Here is a 16,486-nt window from a genome sequence, read left to right on the forward strand (position 1 = left end):
CAAGGAGAACAGCTCATGAGCAACACCACCCCCACGATCTACCGCACCGAAGGCGACAACGCCATCTACGCCAACGCCGATGGCGTCGTGGTCCCCGTGGTCACCCGCAAGGGCGAGGAAGACACCAACACGGCGCAATCCGGCGACTGCATCCGCGTTTCCGGGGTCAGCATCCAGCACACACCGGCCACCAAGATCTGGTTCGGCCAGGTCTCCAACACACCCGGCTACCGCTCCCTGCCCCACCACCACGGCGAGGCCGAGACCGGTGGATACGTGCTCAGGGGTCATGGGCGGATCTACTTTGGCGAGAACTACGAGCAGTTCCTGGACATGACCGCCGGGGACTGGGTCTTTGTCCCGCCGTTCATGCCTCACGTCGAAGCGAACATGTCGATCACCGAGGACCTGGTCTGGCTGACCGCGCGCACCCCGGAAAACATCGTCGTGAACCTCGAGGATGTCGCCGACGAAACCCTGGAAGGATACCGCCGGGCATGAGCTCACAAATCTTCCTCGATGCCATCGACATGACCTCCTGCGAGGCCGAGTTCTTTGACCAGGCCTACACCGCCATCCCCCAATATGTTCCGTGGCCCAAGGCCTACGGCGGGGACATGGTGGCCCAAGCGGCCACGGCCATGATGCGGTCGGTGGGCCAGGACAGGGAACTGCATTCAATGCACTCCTACTTCCTGCGTCCCGTGGACATGCACGTGCCCGTCCGCTACGAAGTCGAGCTCATGCGTGACGGCCGCGGCTACTCCACCCGACAGGTGCGTGGATTCCAGAACGGCAAGGCGGTCTACACCGCACTCGGCTCCTTCCACGTCCCGGAGACCGGACCCGAGCAGTCTTCCACGGCCCCCGCGGAATACCTTGACCTGGATCCCGAAACCCTGGCCAGCGCCGCGACGGTGCTCGCCGAGGCCGAGGGCCCGGTCGCGGAATACTGGTCGGCCGGCCGGTCCTTCGACATGCGCCATGTCCCGGGAGCCCTGTACCTCGAGGTGGACGGGGCATCGGCCGCCCACCAGGCTGTCTGGGTAAAGGCCTTCACCGAGCTCCCCGACGATGCCATCACCCAGCGTGCGGCACTGGCCTATGTTTGCGACTACACCATCCTGGAGCCGCTGCTGCGGACCCAAAACCTGTCCTGGAGCACCGAGGGACTGGTAACCGCGAGCCTTGACCACTCCATGTGGTTCCACCGCCCCGGGCGCGTGGACGACTGGGTGCTTTACGTCCAGGAAGCCATCTCCAGCCAAAACAACCGCGGCCTGGCGCTGGGCCGCTTTTACACCCGTGACGGCCAGCTTCTGGCCACCGTTGCCCAGGAGGGCATGATCCGCGGACCCCGCGGCTAAGGCACCACCGCACCAACGCCCCACCCTTGAAAATCGACTCCTGGAAAGAGACGGCAAGTTCATGGAATTATCGCTTTCGGCCCACCACGACACGTTCACGCGTGACCACCTGCCGCCGCAGGAATTGTGGCCCACCCTGGAATTCACATTGCCAGAGCTGCAATACCCCGATCGGCTCAACGCAGCCACGGTCCTGATCGATGACGCCGTCGCGGCCTTCGGGCCCGACCGTCCGGCGCTGCTGGCACCGGACGGGTCGCGGCAGAGCTACGGCGAGCTGCTGACCCGGGCCAACCAGGTCGCCCAGGTCCTCACCGAGGACTTCGGGATCATCCCGGGAAACCGGGTCATGCTTCGGGCACCGAACAACGCGTGGCTCGTGGCCTGCTGGCTCGGCGTGTTGAAGGCCGGCGCCGTGGTGGTCACCACCATGCCCGCCCTGCGCGCCCCGGAAATCGGCAAGCTCGCGACCCTGACCAGGCCCTCGCTGATGCTCTGCGACCACCGATTCCTGGACGACGCCCGTGAGGCCGCCGGCTCGGCCTACCCGGTCGTCGCGGTCGGCTCCGCCGATGCCCTGGACCTGGTAGCCCGCACCGGTTCCAAGTCCGGTGAATTCACCAACGTCGAAACCGCTGCCGACGACGTGGCTCTGCTGGGCCCCACCTCCGGGACCACCGGCGTCCCGAAGATCACCATGCACTTCCACCGGGACATCCTGGCCAACGCGGACACCTTCGCCCGGCACATCCTGGCACCAACCCCGGACGACGTCTTCGCCGGATCCCCTCCGCTGGCCTTCACCTTCGGCCTGGGCGGATTGGTGGTGTTCCCGCTGCGCTTTGGCGCCAGCACCCTCCTCACCGAGCGCACCACCCCGGTGGAGTTGGCGCAGTATTCCCACGACGCCGGTGCCACGATCCTCTTCACCGCACCCACCGCCTACCGCGCCATCCTCAAGGAGGGCAAGGCGGACCTGCTGCGACCCCTGCGCCTGGCCATCTCCGCCGGTGAACACCTTCCGGCGGCAACCTGGCAGCAGGTCCACGATGCCACGGGCCTGTCGCTGATTGACGGAATAGGCTCCACCGAATTGCTGCACGTCTTCATCTCCGCAGCCGGCGACGACATCCGCCCGGGCGCCACGGGAATCCCGGTGCCCGGCTACCGCGCCACCATCCTTGATCCGGAAGGCAACGAACTGGGACCCGACGAGTCCGGACGGCTGGCAGTGATCGGCCCCACCGGCTGCCGGTACCTCGACGACGAGCGCCAGCACGCCTATGTCTCCAACGGCTGGAACGTCACGGGAGACACCTTCGTGAGGGACGCCGACGGCTACTTTACGTACCAGGCGCGCAGCGACAACATGATCATTTCCTCCGGCTACAACATCGGCGGCCCCGAGGTCGAGGAAGCCATCATGCAGCACGACGATGTGCTGGAAACGGCGGTGGTGGCCCGGCCCGACGAGCAACGCGGCTCGGTGGTGTGCGCCTTCGTGGTCCTCGTCGAGGGCGTCGCCGGTTCCGAGGCGAAGGCCAAGGAGATCCAGGACTTCGTCAAGTCAGTCATCTCCCCCTACAAGTACCCGCGCGACATCCGGTTTGTCGATGAGCTTCCGCGGAACCCCAGCGGCAAGCTCCAACATTTCAAGCTGCGCGAAGCCCTTTCCGAGTCCCACGCATCCTAGCTTTCCCCCCCTCCCACCCCACTTAGGCAGCAACGCTCGGCCCCCACCGGCCGCACCGTGTCACAGAAAAGGATCCACCATGAAAATCGCAGTTGTTGGCGGCGGCCCAGGCGGCCTGTACTTTGCGGCCCTGATGAAGCAGCTGGACCCCGCGCACGAGGTAACGCTCTGGGAGCGCAACGCAGCCTCGGACACCTTCGGCTTCGGCGTGGTGTTCTCGGATGAGACGCTCGGCGGCATTGGCAATGCGGACACCGTCATTGCCGACTACATGTCCCGCCGCTTCGCCCGCTGGTCCGACATCGACATCCACTTCCGCGGCGAGATGCACACCGTCGGCGGACAGGGCTTTGCGGCCATGAGCCGCAAGGAACTGCTCGAGCTGCTGCAGCGCCGCTGCATCGAACTCGGCGTCGACGTGCGCTTCTCCACGATGGCCCCGGACGTCGAAGAGCTTTCGGCAGACTACGACCTGGTGTTGGCGGCCGACGGCCTGAACTCGGCGATCCGCACCCGCTTCGCCGACTCCTTCAAGCCGTCACTGGATCCACGCACCTCCAAGTACATGTGGCTGGGCACCAACCAGGTCTTCGAGGCCTTCAAGTTCTTCGTCAAGGAAACCGACGCGGGAACCATGCAGATCCACGGTTACCCGTACTCGGACGAGGGCTCCACCTTCATCGTGGAAATGCACGAGGATGTCTGGCGGGCCGCCGGCTTCGACGAGACCCAGGACGAGGTCTTCGCCCCCGGCGTCAGCGACGATAAGGCAGTGGCCAAGGTCAAAGAGATCTTCGCCGAGGAACTGGCCGGCTACGACGTGCTGACCAACAACTCGAAGTGGATCAACTTCACCACGGTGCGCAACGAAAACTGGCGCCACGAGAACATCGTGCTGCTGGGCGATGCCGCCCACACCGCGCACTTCTCCATCGGCTCGGGCACCAAGCTGGCCATGGAGGATTCCCTGGCCCTGGCCGCCTGCCTGCACGAACATTCCTCCGTGGAGGATGCCCTCGCTGCCTACGAGACCGAGCGCCGCCCGGTGGTGGCTTCCACCCAGCGTGCCGCCCAGGCCTCGCTGGAGTGGTTCGAGAACATCGGGCAGTACAAGGACCAGGATCCGGTGCAGTTCTGCTTCAACCTGCTCACCCGCTCCCGCCGCATCACCTATGACAACCTGAAGCTGCGCGACACCGAGTTCGCCGCCCGCGTCGATGAGGACTTCGCCCGCCTGGCCGGTTCGAAGGAAGTCGCCCCGGCGATGTTCCAGCCCTACAAGATCGGCGAGCTGGAGCTGGTGAACCGCGTCGTGGTCTCCCCCATGGACATGTACTCGGCCACCGACGGCGTGCCGGGCGACTTCCACTTGGTGCACCTGGGTTCCAAGGCCATGGGCGGGGCCGGGCTGGTCATGACCGAAATGGTCTGCGTCTCGGACATCGGGCGCATCACTCCCGGTTGCACCGGGCTGTACAACGACGAACAGGGCGCCGCGTGGAAGCGCGTCACCGACTACGTGCACGGCAATTCCAACGCCAAGATCGGCGCCCAGATCGGCCACTCCGGCCGCAAGGGCTCCACCAGGCTCATGTGGGAAGGCATCGACGAGCCGCTGGAAACCGGCAACTGGGAGGTGCTGGCCCCCAGCGCCATCCCCTACGGCGAGGGCTGCCACGTCCCGGTGGAAATGGACCGGAGCATGATGGACGAGGTCCGCGAGCAGTTCGTGGCCGCTGCCCGCCGCGCGGATGAAGCAGGCTTCGACCTGCTGGAACTGCACGCAGCCCACGGCTACCTGCTCTCCTCCTTCCTGTCCCCGCTGTCCAACAAGCGCACCGACGAATACGGCGGATCGCTGGAAAACCGCCTGCGCTACCCGCTCGAGGTGCTCGACGCGGTGCGCGAGGCGTGGCCTACGCACAAACCGATCGGCGTGCGCATCTCCGCCACCGACTGGACCGAGGGCGGGAACACCGAGGACGACGCGTTGGCCATCGCCCAGGCGTTCATCGACCACGGGGTCAAGTCGATTGATGTGTCCTCCGGGCAGATCATCAAGGCGGAAAAGCCGGCCTTCGGGCGCAGCTACCAGACGCCGTTTGCCGACAAGATCCGCAACCAAGTGGCAGCCGCAGCCGGCGTTGCCGTCATCGCGGTCGGGGCGATCTCCTCCTACGACGACGTGAACTCGATCCTGCTGGCGGGACGCGCCGACCTGGTGGCACTGGGTCGCACGCACCTGTACAACCCGCAATGGACGCTGCAGGCCGCCGCCGAGCAGGAGTACGTTGGCGACGGTGCCACCTGGCCACTGCCGTTCAAGGCCGGGCGCCGCAAGCCGCCCAGTGCACGCACCGACGCTGTCCGTCCGCGCCTGTCGCTGCTGCGCGAGGACGTTCAGGATGAGGGCACGGTGCACCTGCGCTGGACCCCGGCCAGCAACAAGGCAACGGAGAACCTGGTGCCCAGCGCCTAGCTTCGGAATCAGAGCGGGAGTGGTTCGATTCGCGACAAGCGGGTCGGGCCGCTCCTACTCTGCGTTGTCCCCTTGGAGGGCATGCGGAGTTGTCGTCCGTGCACCGCGGGATCCGGTGTGGAGCTTGGGTCGTCGTGGATGGACCCGGGCGGGGCCGCTCGAAGGCAAGAAAGTCCCGGTGGGGAGCCTTATCCCCCGCCGGGACTTCTCAAGTGCCGTCCGAGGTCCCGGGGTCAGTGCCCCTTGAAGGCCTCGGCGAGCCACCAGGAACCTGAGTCCGAGGCGATCTTCGCATCGATGACCAGCGGCTTTGTCGGGTTCGAGGCCACCCACTGGCCCACTGCATCCAGGTCGGCGAGCGTCCGCACGGTGATCCCATCGGCCCCGAAACCACGCCCGATCGCCGCAAAGTCCGTGTCGGGGAATTGCACCGAGCTCATGTCGGCTTCCGGGTCCTCGAGCGCGAAGTGATGGACCTCGGCCCCGTAGGCGGCGTCGTTGTAGACGATGCACACCAACGGCATGTTCAGCCGCACCGCGGTGTCCAGCTCCGCGATGGCCATGTGGAAGCCGCCGTCCCCTGTTCCCAGCACCGGGATCCGTCCCGGCTGCGCCAGCCCGGCGCCGATGGCCGTGTACAGGCCCAGGCCGATGGACTGGAAGGCTTGGGTGAAGCAGAAGCCGAACTCGTCGGGCACCGAGAGGAACTGGCTGGGGTAGCCCATGAAATTCCCCGAATCGACGCTCACGATGCGTTCGGTCGGCAGTATCCCATCGAGTGCCGTGGTCAGGGTGCGCGGGTCGATGTATTGCCCGTCGGAGAGGTCCTCGAAGTCGACCTGTTGCCAGTGGATGGATTCGTCGATCCGCGCTTTCACGGACCCGCTCCGATAGCCCTCGCGCGCCTGGACGTTCCCGGCGACAAGTGCGTCGAGCACATCGGCTGCACACTGCGCCGAGTCCCCCACCACGCCCAAGCCGATGGGGCGGTTGGCGCCTAGGGCCTGTTCCTCAAGATCGACCTGGACGACCTTGGTTTCCGTGCCGATCAGGTGCCCGTGGCGCATCGTCCACATGTTCAAGGCGCAGCCGAACCCAATGATGAGATCGGCGCCGGTGATCAGTTCGGCTGCCAGCGGGGAAGAGAAGCCGCCGGAGATGCCGAGGTTGAAGTCGTCCTGGTTGAACAGGCCCTTGGCCACCGCGGAGGTGGCCACCAGCGCGCCCGTGTGCTTCGCCAGGGCCAGGATCTCGTCCCTGGCTCCGCGCCCGCCACGGCCCGCAACGAACACCGGGCGCTGCGCGCCGGCCAGCAGGCCGGCCAGTGCTTGAACCGAGGCACGTGAGGGCCTGATGGGTTCGGCCGGGACAACGGCTGGCGGTGCCGTGGCCTGCTCCCCGGCGACTTCCTGCGCCTGCACGTTCAGCGGCAGGTTCAGTACCACGGTGCGGCGGTCGTTGACCGCGCGTCGGTAGGCGCGGACGGTGTCGGCCACGGCGCTGGCTGCCGAATGCACGCGCTCGGCCACCGCATGGACGGAGGCGGCAAAGCCGTCCTGGTCCATGGCGAAGTTCGAGTAGACGGCGGAGGGTGCGGCCTCGGCGGCCAGCACGATCATCGGGGTGCGGGACTTGGCCGCCTCGCCGATGCCGGTGGCGGCGTTGGTCAGCCCGCAGCCCTGGTGGACCGAGAGCAGGGAGACCTTGCCGCTGGTGCGCGAATAGGCATCGGCCATGGTGGCGGCCCCGCCCTCGTGCCGGGCGGCGGTGAACGGCACGCCGTGCTCCATGAGGGCGTTGGTGATGGTGAAGTTTCCCGAGCCCACCACGCCGAAGCAGTGGCCAACGCCCAGCTCCGCCAGGGTCTTGCCTACGAGTTGTGCAACGTTCATGCCGGGTTACCTCCCACCATGGCCAGCACGCGCGCCGGTGATCCGGTGCCTCCGACGATAGGCAGCGGGGCCACCACGACCATCGCGCCGAGGGTGGGCAGCTTGGCCAGGTTTTTCAGCGAGGTGATCCCGTATTTGTCTGCGCCCAGCAGGAAATGGTGCATCGGGAACGGAGGGGTGAGTGCCCCGGCGTTGCCGGCGTCGATGCCCACGGTTTCCACCCCGACTCCGGAGATCTCCGGTTGCCCGGCGATCCATTTGGCGCACTCGGCGGTGAAGCCCGGGGTGTGCGATCCATTGTCATCAAGGTTTAGGAACGCCTGTTTGTCATCTCCGTACTGGTCCCATCCTGTGCGGAAAAGCAGCCACGAGTTCGCGGGGAAGGCGCCGTGTTCCTCCTGCCAGGCAACCAAGTGCTCCACGTCGACCAGAAAGTCGGGGTCGGCCGCGGCCTCGGCGCTGAAGTCGAGCACGACTGCCGGGCCGATGAGGCGGGCGGGGTCCAGTTGGGAAACATCCTTGCCGTCCTTTCCGGTGACCCAGTGGATCGGCGCGTCGATGTGCGTGCCGATGTGTTCGCCGGTGTGGATGTTGTGGTGCTTCCAGAACGGACCCGGCTCGTTGTATGCGGAGACCTGCTCGATGCTGAAATCAATCAGGTTCGAGAATGGTTCCGGCAACACAAGGGTAGGCGTTTCGGCCGACAGCGGCGCGGTCAGGTCGTGGATTTCAATGGCACCGGCGGCCAAGGACGCCAGGACTGCATGAACAGGACTCATCGGAACTCCAGTGCTTAGGGGTGGACGGCGAATTGACGCCCGTAAGGATCGCCATATAGCTTGTATGACGATCGTCACACATAGATCTTGGCCAACATATCAGTCAAACCGGTCCCGGAAAAACCCCTTCTCACATTGCGGATCACCCGCGGGCCAAACTCTGGGTGGCGCAGCCAGGCACCGCTTTACCGCACCGTCGATGGCGCTGGGACTTCTCTAAACCCCCGGCGGGAGAGGGAGGCGGCGATGGCGCCAACGCACCGATTCGAAGGAAAAAGGCAGGAAGCCGTGGCTTCCTCGCCCATGAACCGTTCGGCAAAATCCGGCGGGTGGTCAAAACCGTTGGCGAAGCGCTTGGACATCGCCGCATACTCCCGGGCGGCTCCAAGCAGCCGTCACATGGACTCCCGGCGCTACCTGTGAAGCGCCAGGCGTATCGACTCGGGCCAGGGCGCTGACTTCTCGGAGCCTTCGGGCACGCAGACCGTGACAAAGCGGCCCTCCGCGGCCAGCACGGCTTCACGCATCTCGTGCGGATGTCCCCAGACCTTGAAGGCAAAGCCCATGGATGTGGTGCCAACGTGTTCGATAACGATGGCCGTGCTCACCGCCTGCCCGAAGTAGAGTTTTGCGCGGTAGTCGATTTCATGGCGGACCCGGGGTGCGATGGCAAAGTACGAGGCGGCTCCCAGTTCCCGGAACAACTTGGCTTCCGCGGCCTCGACCATCCGCATGATCACGGAGTTGTGCTGGTGCCCGGCCGCGTCGGTGTCGACCCATTCAATGGTTCGCTGCAGCGAGGTTCCGGCCACGGCTCCGGCGAGGAACCCGCCCAGCAGTGTGTCGACCGAGGCATCGCCGGACGGTTGCATCTGGATCGAATTCTTGACCATCGACAACCAATCTCCATCCAACTATTGTAATGTGCGTCACTTTAACGACATAATACTAGGGATCCCCGCACCACCCCAATCGCCTTCCCATCACCCAAGGAGAACAACGTGGCGTCTTCACCCACGGTTTCGGACTGGAACATTCCCAAACGGACCACCGGCATTGTGCTTTTCGCCTGCTGGCTGGCCATCCTGGCCGAAGGCTACGACGTCGGTGTGCTCGGAGCGGTGTTGCCGGCGCTTGCCGAATACAAGGCATGGTCGCTCTCCCCGATGGAGCTCGGCGGCCTGGGCGCCTACGCGCTTGCCGGCATGCTCTTCGGCGCCTTGTTCATCGGGACGCTGAGCGACATCATTGGACGTCGCAAGATGCTGATGCTCGCCATGGTCATCTTCACCATCACCCAGGCCGGAGCCGCAATGGCCCCGACCCCGGAGATCTTCGGCCTCTTCCGATTCCTCGGCGGCCTGGGCATGGGCGGCATCATCCCCGTCGCCGCGGCGCTGACCATTGAATACTCGGCTCCCAAGAAGCGCTCGCTGAACTACGGAATCATGTACTCCGGCTACTCGCTGGGCATCGTTGCCGCCGCACTGGTGGCAATGAACCTGCTTCCCGTGCTGGGCTGGCGCTGGGTCGTCGCAGTCGGCGCTCTGCCTATCCTCCTCCTGCCGCTGATCGCCTGGATGCTCCCGGAATCCCTCGAATACCTGGTCTCCAAGGGCAAGATCTCCGAGGCCAAGGCGTTGGCCGCCAAGCTCAACGTGCGCGACTACAAGCCTGTGGCCCCGGCCAGGCCAGGAGCCAAGGTTCCGTGGCGCGAGGTCATGGGCGCAATGTTCTCCGGCAAGTACCTGCGCTCCACGGTCTTCTTCTGGATCTCGTTGTTCTGCGGCATGGTGCTGGTCTACGGACTGAACACGTGGCTTCCGCAAATCATGCGCAAGGCCGGCTATGACCTGGGCACCTCGCTGACGTTCCTGCTGGTATTCTCCCTGGCCTCCGCCGCCGGCGGCCTGGCCCTTGGCGCCATGGCCGACAAGTTCGGCCAGAAGCCCATCCTGGTGATCTTCTTCCTGCTCGGCGCCGGCGGCATCCTGCTGCTGATGTTCCCGAACACCATGTTCATCAACCTGTGCTTCGTTGCCTTCGCAGGCATCGGCTCGATCTCCACCTCCCTGGTGCTCACCGGCTACATCGCCGACTACTACCCCGCGGCCCAGCGCGGCACGGCTACCGGCTGGGCGTTGTCCTTCGCCCGGCTCGGCGCCATCTCCGGGCCGATCATCGGCGGCTGGATCGCCTCCACCGGCATGAACTTCCAGTTCAACTTCGTCTTCTTCGCCATCGTCGGCGTGGTTGCGGCACTGTCCGTGGCAATGATCCCGCCGCGCATCACCGACACGTCCGCCCCGGCGCGCAGTGCCGAACGCGAGGCGGTTCTCGACTAGACATCGCTGCCAGAGCAGAGGCGCGGTCCCACCAAGGGGACCGCGCCTCTTTTTGCGTGGCGCACCCGCGCGTGGTTAGCGGCGCCCGGAGACCTTGTCCGCCAGCAGCGCCAGCGGCGAAGTGGTCGCCCGGCCGCCGGCTTCCTGCCGGTCCGCTCGGTGGTACATCGCGTACATCGCCTGGACCCCGATCCAGCGAAGCGGTTCCGGTTCCCAGCGCCGCACCGTGCGGTTGACCCACGGCATGGAAGTGGCCTTGGTGTCCCGGCCCAGGACCAGGTCGGCGAGAGTGCTTCCGGCGAGATTGGTCGCGGTCACGCCGGTGCCCACATATCCCCCGGCAAAGCCGAGTCCCGTGGCCGGATCGTAGTTGACCGCGGCTTTCCAGTCGCGCGGCACCCCCAGCACCCCGGACCAGGCATGCTCGATCCGAGCGCCGTCGGCAGCGGGAAACATCGAATGCAGGATGCCCGTCAACGTCTTGATGGTCTTGGGTTGCGTGGCCCCGTCCATGTCGGTGCGCGAGCCAAAACGGTAGGGCACCCCGCGACCGCCAATGGCGATGCGGCCGTCGTGCGTGCGCTGCAGGTACACATAGGCGTGGGCGAAATCCTCGAGGGTCTCGCAGCCTTCCCAGCCGATCCCTGACCACGTTGCCGCATCCAGCGGCTCGGTGACGATCAGGGAGGAGTTCATTGGCAGCCAGTCGCGATGCGCCGAGGCTAGATTCGCGGTGAAACCCTCGGTGGCCCGCAGCACGTGGGCGGCACGCACGGTCCCGCGTTCAGTCACGGCGGTTGCCGGTTTCCCCCGCCCTCCGGCCCGGATCTCGGTCACCAGCGTGTTTTCATGGATCACCACGCCGAGGCGTTGAACCGCCTGCGCCAGCCCCTGCACCAACCTGGCCGGGTGGATGCGTGCGCAATGCGGGATGTGGATGCCGCCCAGCGCCCCGGCGACGCGGACCCGCGCGTTGGTTTCATCGGCCGACAGCCGCACCGCGTCGTCCTCCGGCCACGTGGCCTGTTCGGCAGCCAGGGCCTCGAGCCGGGTCAGCTGGGCGGTGTTGCGGGCCACCAGCAGCTCGCCGCCCTTGACGATGTGCGCCTCGATGCCTTCGGCCGCCGCCACGGACATGACCTCGTCGACGGTGTCGTTGAGCATCCGTTGGAAGTCGCCCACCAGGGCCCGGCCGTGGCTCCTGACGTACCCGGCACGGCCGCCGGTGATCGTGTTGGCCAGCCACCCGCCGTTGCGCCCGGAGGCACCGAACCCGGCAAAGCGCGCCTCCAGCACGGCAATGCGCAGGGAGGGATCGGCCTTGGCCAGGTAGTAGGCGGTCCACAGCCCCGTGTACCCGGCACCGACGATCGCCACATCGACGTCCAGGTCCCCGGCGAGCGCCGGGCGCGGGGAGGGCAGCCCGTCGGCGGCATACCAAAACGACACGTTTCCGTTGGTGGTCATCTGCTCTCCTGGTTCCTTCCGGCGCACCGGGGCACCGGCGGCGGTGATTGGCGTGGGCTAGCTCAGTTCGAGCACCGGGACATCTGCCTCGAAGCCGAAGACCGCGGCATAGAAGCCCAGCGAGGTTTCCAGCGCCGTGGCGATGTTTTCTGCCCGGCGGAAGCCGTGCTGCTCGCCTTTGAACAGCACGTAGGCGTGCGGGATGCCGTTGGCCGCCAGCGCGTCGGCCACCACCTGCGACTGGGCCGGCGGCACCACCTTGTCCTGGTCGCCCTGCAGCAACAGCACCGGGCAGCTGATTTCGTCCACGTGGTTGATCGGCGCGCGTTGGGCATAGAGCTCGGCCGCTTCCGGGTACGGCCCGACCAACGAGTCCATGTAGCGCGACTCGAAGTCGTGGGTGTCCTGCACCAGGCCCACCAGGTCCGAGACCCCGTACCGGGAGATCCCGGCGGAGAAGGTCTTGGTGGTGGTCAGCGCGCTGAGTACTGTCCAGCCGCCGGCGGACCCGCCCTCGATGGCCAGGCGCTTGGGATCGGCCATGCCCGCCGCCACCAGGCCCTCGAGCACCGCGACGGTGTCCTGCACGTCGACCACTCCCCAGGCCCCGCGCAGGCGCTCGCGGTAGGCCCGCCCGAATCCGGTGGAGCCGCCGTAGTTCACGTCAACCACCCCGATGCCGCGGGAGGTGTAGTAGGCGATGGACAGCGAGAGCTGGGCAAAGGCCTGGGCGGTTGGCCCTCCGTGGACGAAGGCCACATAGGGCGGCAGCTCCCCCTCGGGTCCGGCGAGGTTGCCCAGCTTCGGTTCATACACATGGGCGTAGACGCGCGAGCCGTCGGCCGTGCGGAACTCCATGGCCTCGGCGCCCGGGAGCACCTCGGGATCGGGCAGCGCCTTCAGGGCCAGAGAGATGTTTTCGGTGGCCAGGGTGTCGAGGTCTATGAGCCGCAGCCCGTCCCCTTCCACCAGCGAGGTGGCGGTGGCCAGCAACCGTTGTCCGCTCAGCGCCGAGGGCGAGATGCGGGTGAAGGGAAGCACCAGCTGGCTAAGCTCCCCGCTTGACACATCCAGCGTGGCCAAGGAGGTGCCGTGGGTCCCGTGGGTAACCAGCAGCGTGTGCGCGTCGATGACCTTGTACCAGGTCTGTCCCACGGCCCACAGGGGTCCGGCGAATTCCTCGGGGCGCTCGCACAGGGCCCGCTGGGTTCCGGTGGCCAGGTCGTGCAGGTAGGGGTTCCACCAGCCGCTGCGGTCCGAGACGAAGACCAGCTTGTCCTCGCCGAGCCATTCGGGCTGCAGCACCGATTCCGTGGTGGACCCCGCCAGCACGGTGTCGTTGACCGCGGCCAGGGATTCCAGGTCGGCCACGTGCAGCTCGGTGCCGTCCCACGGCATCTGCGGGTGTTCCCAGGAGATCCAGGTGATCCGGGTTGCCGAGGGGTTCAGCCGTGGAGCGGCCACGAAGCGCGAGGAGGGGGTGACTTCCCCCAGCGCGCCGGGATCCTCCGCAGCCGATCCGTCCAGCGGGATCGAGGCAATGTAGCGGCGAAGTTCGGTGCGGTGGTCCTCGCAGATGGCCAGCACCTGCCCCGGGGTCGGGCCGGGAATGATCTCGGCGAAGCGCAATTGCGGATCCCCGTCCTCCCCGGCGCTGGCGGGGGTCAATGGCACCGGCGTTCCGCCGCCGGCGTCCACCGCGTACAGGCGCTGGTCGGCGAAGTTCACGAACACCAGTCGGTGTCCCGCTCCCGCCTCGATGGCGGCCCAGGCCGCTCCGCCGTACTCGTTGACGCGGCTGCGGACGCTGAAGGGGGCGGCGAGTAGTTCGCGCGTCGCCCCGGCGGAATCGGAGTGGCGGGCCAGCACCGTCAGCCGTCCGTCCTCGGCCGGGCGGGCCTCGAGCCACCAAAGCTCCTGGCCCACAAATGCCCCGCCGCCGACCGGAGTGGTCCCGGCGGCGACATGTTCGGCGGTGATGGGCGAGGGCCAGGAGCCATAGGGCAAATGCGTATCCATGAGGCGATCCTAGCCGTCCGGAACTTCCGGATGAACACCCGCCGCCCCGGCCCGCCAACGCGTACATGCTGCAGCCCGGAGCGGGGAATGCCAATACGGCACACCGGGTGGTTCCCTAAGAAAGTGTTAGGACTGGGCAAATAAGTACGGATGTGCGAACGATCACCTATACCTTGGTGTGTGACAAGACACTCGCACGGGACTTGGCCCACATGGTCCGGCAAGGATGCACCCCCCATACACGGGGCCACTCCCCGTGCCACCGGCGGGCACCTTCCGCCGCAAGGAGTCTTGCGGGTAGTGTGCCGGCCCGCAAGGACACGAAGGATCGTGCCGGATGTGCCGCCTCGCTGGCTGCGCTGCAGGCACAGACGGCAACCACAAGGATTAGGAATCACGGGCTCATGCCAACAGAAGAAAACCTGCCCCTTATCAAGGGGGCGCACGCCGACCGCATCGACGATGACGGCGGCAAGCCGGCCAAATGGAAGATCGTCGGGCCCGGCCTGGTCGTTGCCGCCACCGGTGTCGGTGCAGCCGACATGGTTGCCACCCTGGTCGCCGGTTCCCGATATGGCTACGCGCTGCTCTGGGCGGTGATCGTCGGCGTCATCCTGAAGATCATCCTGGTCGAGGGCGCCGGGCGCTTCACCCTGGCCACCGGCAAGACCATTTTCGAGGGCTGGAAGTCCCTGGGCAAGTGGACCACCTGGTACTTCGGCCCGTACATCATCATCTGGGGCTTCGTCTACGGCGCCACTGCGATGAGCTCCGCGGCCATGCCGCTGGCAGCGCTCTTCCCCGCCATCGACCTGAAGATCTGGGCGGTCCTGATGGGCCTGGCCGGTTTCGCCATGGTCTGGTTCGGCCGCTACGAGATCTTCGAAAAGATCACCGCGGTGCTGGTGGGCATCATGTTCGTCACCGTCGTCGGCCTGGCGATCATCGCCGTGCCGAACATCCCCGAGATGTTCTCCGGCCTGATCCCCATGATCCCCGAAGGCGGCCTGGTCTACACCCTGGCGCTCGCCGGCGGCGTCGGCGGCACCATCACCCTGGCGGCCTACGGCTACTGGCTGCGTGAAAAGGGCTGGTACACGCCCAAGTGGATGAAGGTCATGCGCATCGACAACTCCATGGCGTACGTGATCACCGGCATCTTCGTCATTGCCATGCTGATCGTCGGCGCCGAGGTCGTGCGCGCTGCAGGTGTTTCGCTGTCCGCCGGCGACGCCGGCCTGCTGGACCTGACCACCGTGCTGAACGAGAAATACGGAAACGTGGTGGGCACCGGGTTCCTCGTGGGCTTCTGGGCAGCATCCTTCTCCTCGATCATCGGTGTGTGGAACGGCGTTTCGCTGATGTTCGCCGACTTCTGGGGAAACATGCGCGGCAAGGAATCCGGGCACGCGGACACCCGCGTGGGCGGCAAGTACTTCAAGTTCTACGTCCTGTGGCTCACCTTCCCGCCGATGGTCTTGTTCCTGCTGGACCAGCCGATCGGCCTGATCCTGGCCTACGGCGTGCTTGGCTCGCTGTTCATGCCGTTCCTGGCCGTGACGCTGCTCGGCCTGCTCAACGGCAAGCGGATCCCCAAGGCCTGGGCCAACAAGCTGCACACCAACATCATGCTGGGCATTACCGCCCTGCTCTTCATTTCCCTGGGTGTCCAGCAGCTCTTCAAGGCAATCTCGCCGCTGATGGGCGGCTAGCACAGCAACGCACCAATCCCCACGGGGCCCTATCCGTTTTTTTGCGGGTAGGGCCCCGCTGTGCGCAGGGGATCGAATGGACACCGCCGGTGCGTACGGAGCAGACTTGGCCACATGGATTTCTATGCGATCTTCCTGCGCGGGGTGAACGTCGGCGGCGTGAAGGTCCTGATGAAGGACCTCGTCGCATTGCTGCAGGATGCCGGGTATACGCAGGTCCGCACGTTGCTGGCCAGCGGCAACGTTGTGCTGGCCAGCGAGGAGACCGATCCGGCGCGCATCAAGGCAGCCGTTGAACAAGCCCTGCGGGAGCGCTATGGCCGGGACATCCCGGTGATCGTCCAGGACGTGGAACAGCTTGAGCGGATCGTGACCGGGTTTCCCTTTGAATCGCCCGACGACGGGATCCAGCGCCACGAATACCTGGTGCTCACGGGAAGCCAAAAGGATGCTGCCGCGATTCTGGCCGGCGCCCCGGAAACCTCGTCCGCCGAGCGTGTCGCGAGGCTGGGCCACGCCATCTGCTGGGAAGTGCCGCGTGGCGAAAGCCTGAAGACACCGCTGGCAAAGCACTTCGCCAAGGTCGCCTCCGGGACAGTGGTGACGACCCGGAACATGAACACCATCCGGAAGATCCACCTGGCGATGAAGTCACCGAAACCGTGATCCGTTCCCGCTCCGTGTTGTAATGAATCCTGAGCGCCCGGCCGCAACCGAGCCCCGAAGACAGAGG

At 66.1% G+C, this 16,486-nt stretch carries 12 protein-coding genes; 7 read left to right on the top strand and 5 right to left on the bottom strand.

Translation table 11 applies throughout. The features are described from left to right. The first annotated feature begins 15 nt into the window (after positions 1-15). From ABD687_RS09270 to ABD687_RS09285, 4 genes are all read left to right on the top strand, one after another. Positions 16-501: a cupin domain-containing protein gene (locus tag ABD687_RS09270; protein WP_310291940.1), complete on the top strand. Its 486-nt coding sequence runs from the start codon at positions 16-18 to the stop codon at positions 499-501. Then, positions 498-1,367 carry an acyl-CoA thioesterase gene (locus tag ABD687_RS09275; protein ID WP_302264672.1) on the top strand — a complete coding sequence of 290 codons (870 nt, stop codon included), beginning with the start codon at positions 498-500 and terminating at the stop codon, positions 1,365-1,367. Before ABD687_RS09270 ends, ABD687_RS09275 begins: the two co-directional genes overlap by 4 nt. Positions 1,368-1,428: 61 nt before the next feature. Continuing rightward, positions 1,429-3,060 carry an AMP-binding protein gene (locus ABD687_RS09280; protein WP_310291935.1) on the top strand — a complete coding sequence of 544 codons (1,632 nt, stop codon included), beginning with the start codon at positions 1,429-1,431 and terminating at the stop codon, positions 3,058-3,060. Between the two features lie 79 nt (positions 3,061-3,139). Then, entirely contained in the window at positions 3,140-5,539 is a 2,400-nt protein-coding gene (locus ABD687_RS09285) for a bifunctional salicylyl-CoA 5-hydroxylase/oxidoreductase (RefSeq protein WP_310291932.1), read from the top strand. A gap of 233 nt (positions 5,540-5,772) precedes the next feature. Here ABD687_RS09285 and ABD687_RS09290 read toward each other — a convergent pair whose 3' ends face one another. The 3 genes from ABD687_RS09290 to ABD687_RS09300 all read right to left on the bottom strand — a co-directional run bounded on the left by ABD687_RS09290 (position 5,773) and on the right by ABD687_RS09300 (position 9,103). After that, positions 5,773-7,431, bottom strand: coding sequence for a thiamine pyrophosphate-binding protein (locus ABD687_RS09290; RefSeq protein WP_310291929.1), 1,659 nt, complete (start codon positions 7,429-7,431; stop codon positions 5,773-5,775). Then, a complete protein-coding gene (locus ABD687_RS09295) occupies positions 7,428-8,210 on the bottom strand; it encodes a cyclase family protein (RefSeq protein WP_310291927.1) in 783 nt (260 codons plus the stop codon). The genes ABD687_RS09290 and ABD687_RS09295 overlap by 4 nt, the downstream gene beginning before the upstream one ends. 413 nt (positions 8,211-8,623) lie before the next feature. Then, positions 8,624-9,103, bottom strand: coding sequence for an acyl-CoA thioesterase (locus ABD687_RS09300; RefSeq protein WP_310291925.1), 480 nt, complete (start codon positions 9,101-9,103; stop codon positions 8,624-8,626). Between the two features lie 108 nt (positions 9,104-9,211). On the opposite strand from ABD687_RS09300, the gene ABD687_RS09305 reads away from it, so the two are divergent. Beyond that, positions 9,212-10,555 (top strand): MFS transporter, encoded by a 1,344-nt coding sequence (locus ABD687_RS09305; RefSeq protein ID WP_310291922.1) that lies wholly within the window; start codon positions 9,212-9,214, stop codon positions 10,553-10,555. Between the two features lie 75 nt (positions 10,556-10,630). On the opposite strand, the gene ABD687_RS09310 is transcribed toward ABD687_RS09305, so the two are convergent. Both ABD687_RS09310 and ABD687_RS09315 read right to left on the bottom strand, forming a co-directional pair. After that, complete coding sequence (locus ABD687_RS09310) at positions 10,631-12,022, bottom strand: NAD(P)/FAD-dependent oxidoreductase (protein ID WP_310291919.1); 1,392 nt, start codon at positions 12,020-12,022, stop codon at positions 10,631-10,633. Positions 12,023-12,079: 57 nt separating this feature from the next. After that, positions 12,080-14,041 (bottom strand): S9 family peptidase, encoded by a 1,962-nt coding sequence (locus tag ABD687_RS09315; RefSeq protein ID WP_310291916.1) that lies wholly within the window; start codon positions 14,039-14,041, stop codon positions 12,080-12,082. A 404-nt stretch (positions 14,042-14,445) separates the two neighbouring features. On the opposite strand from ABD687_RS09315, the gene ABD687_RS09320 reads away from it, so the two are divergent. Then, on the top strand, positions 14,446-15,753 hold the full coding sequence (locus ABD687_RS09320) for an Nramp family divalent metal transporter (RefSeq protein WP_310291914.1): 1,308 nt from the start codon (positions 14,446-14,448) through the stop codon (positions 15,751-15,753). 114 nt (positions 15,754-15,867) lie between these two features. Further along, positions 15,868-16,419, top strand: coding sequence for a DUF1697 domain-containing protein (locus ABD687_RS09325; RefSeq protein WP_310291912.1), 552 nt, complete (start codon positions 15,868-15,870; stop codon positions 16,417-16,419). The last annotated feature ends 67 nt before the right edge of the window (positions 16,420-16,486 follow it).

It is taken from the genome of Paeniglutamicibacter sulfureus, from assembly GCF_039535115.1.
GTDB classification, from domain to species: Bacteria; Actinomycetota; Actinomycetes; order Actinomycetales; family Micrococcaceae; genus Paeniglutamicibacter; species Paeniglutamicibacter sulfureus.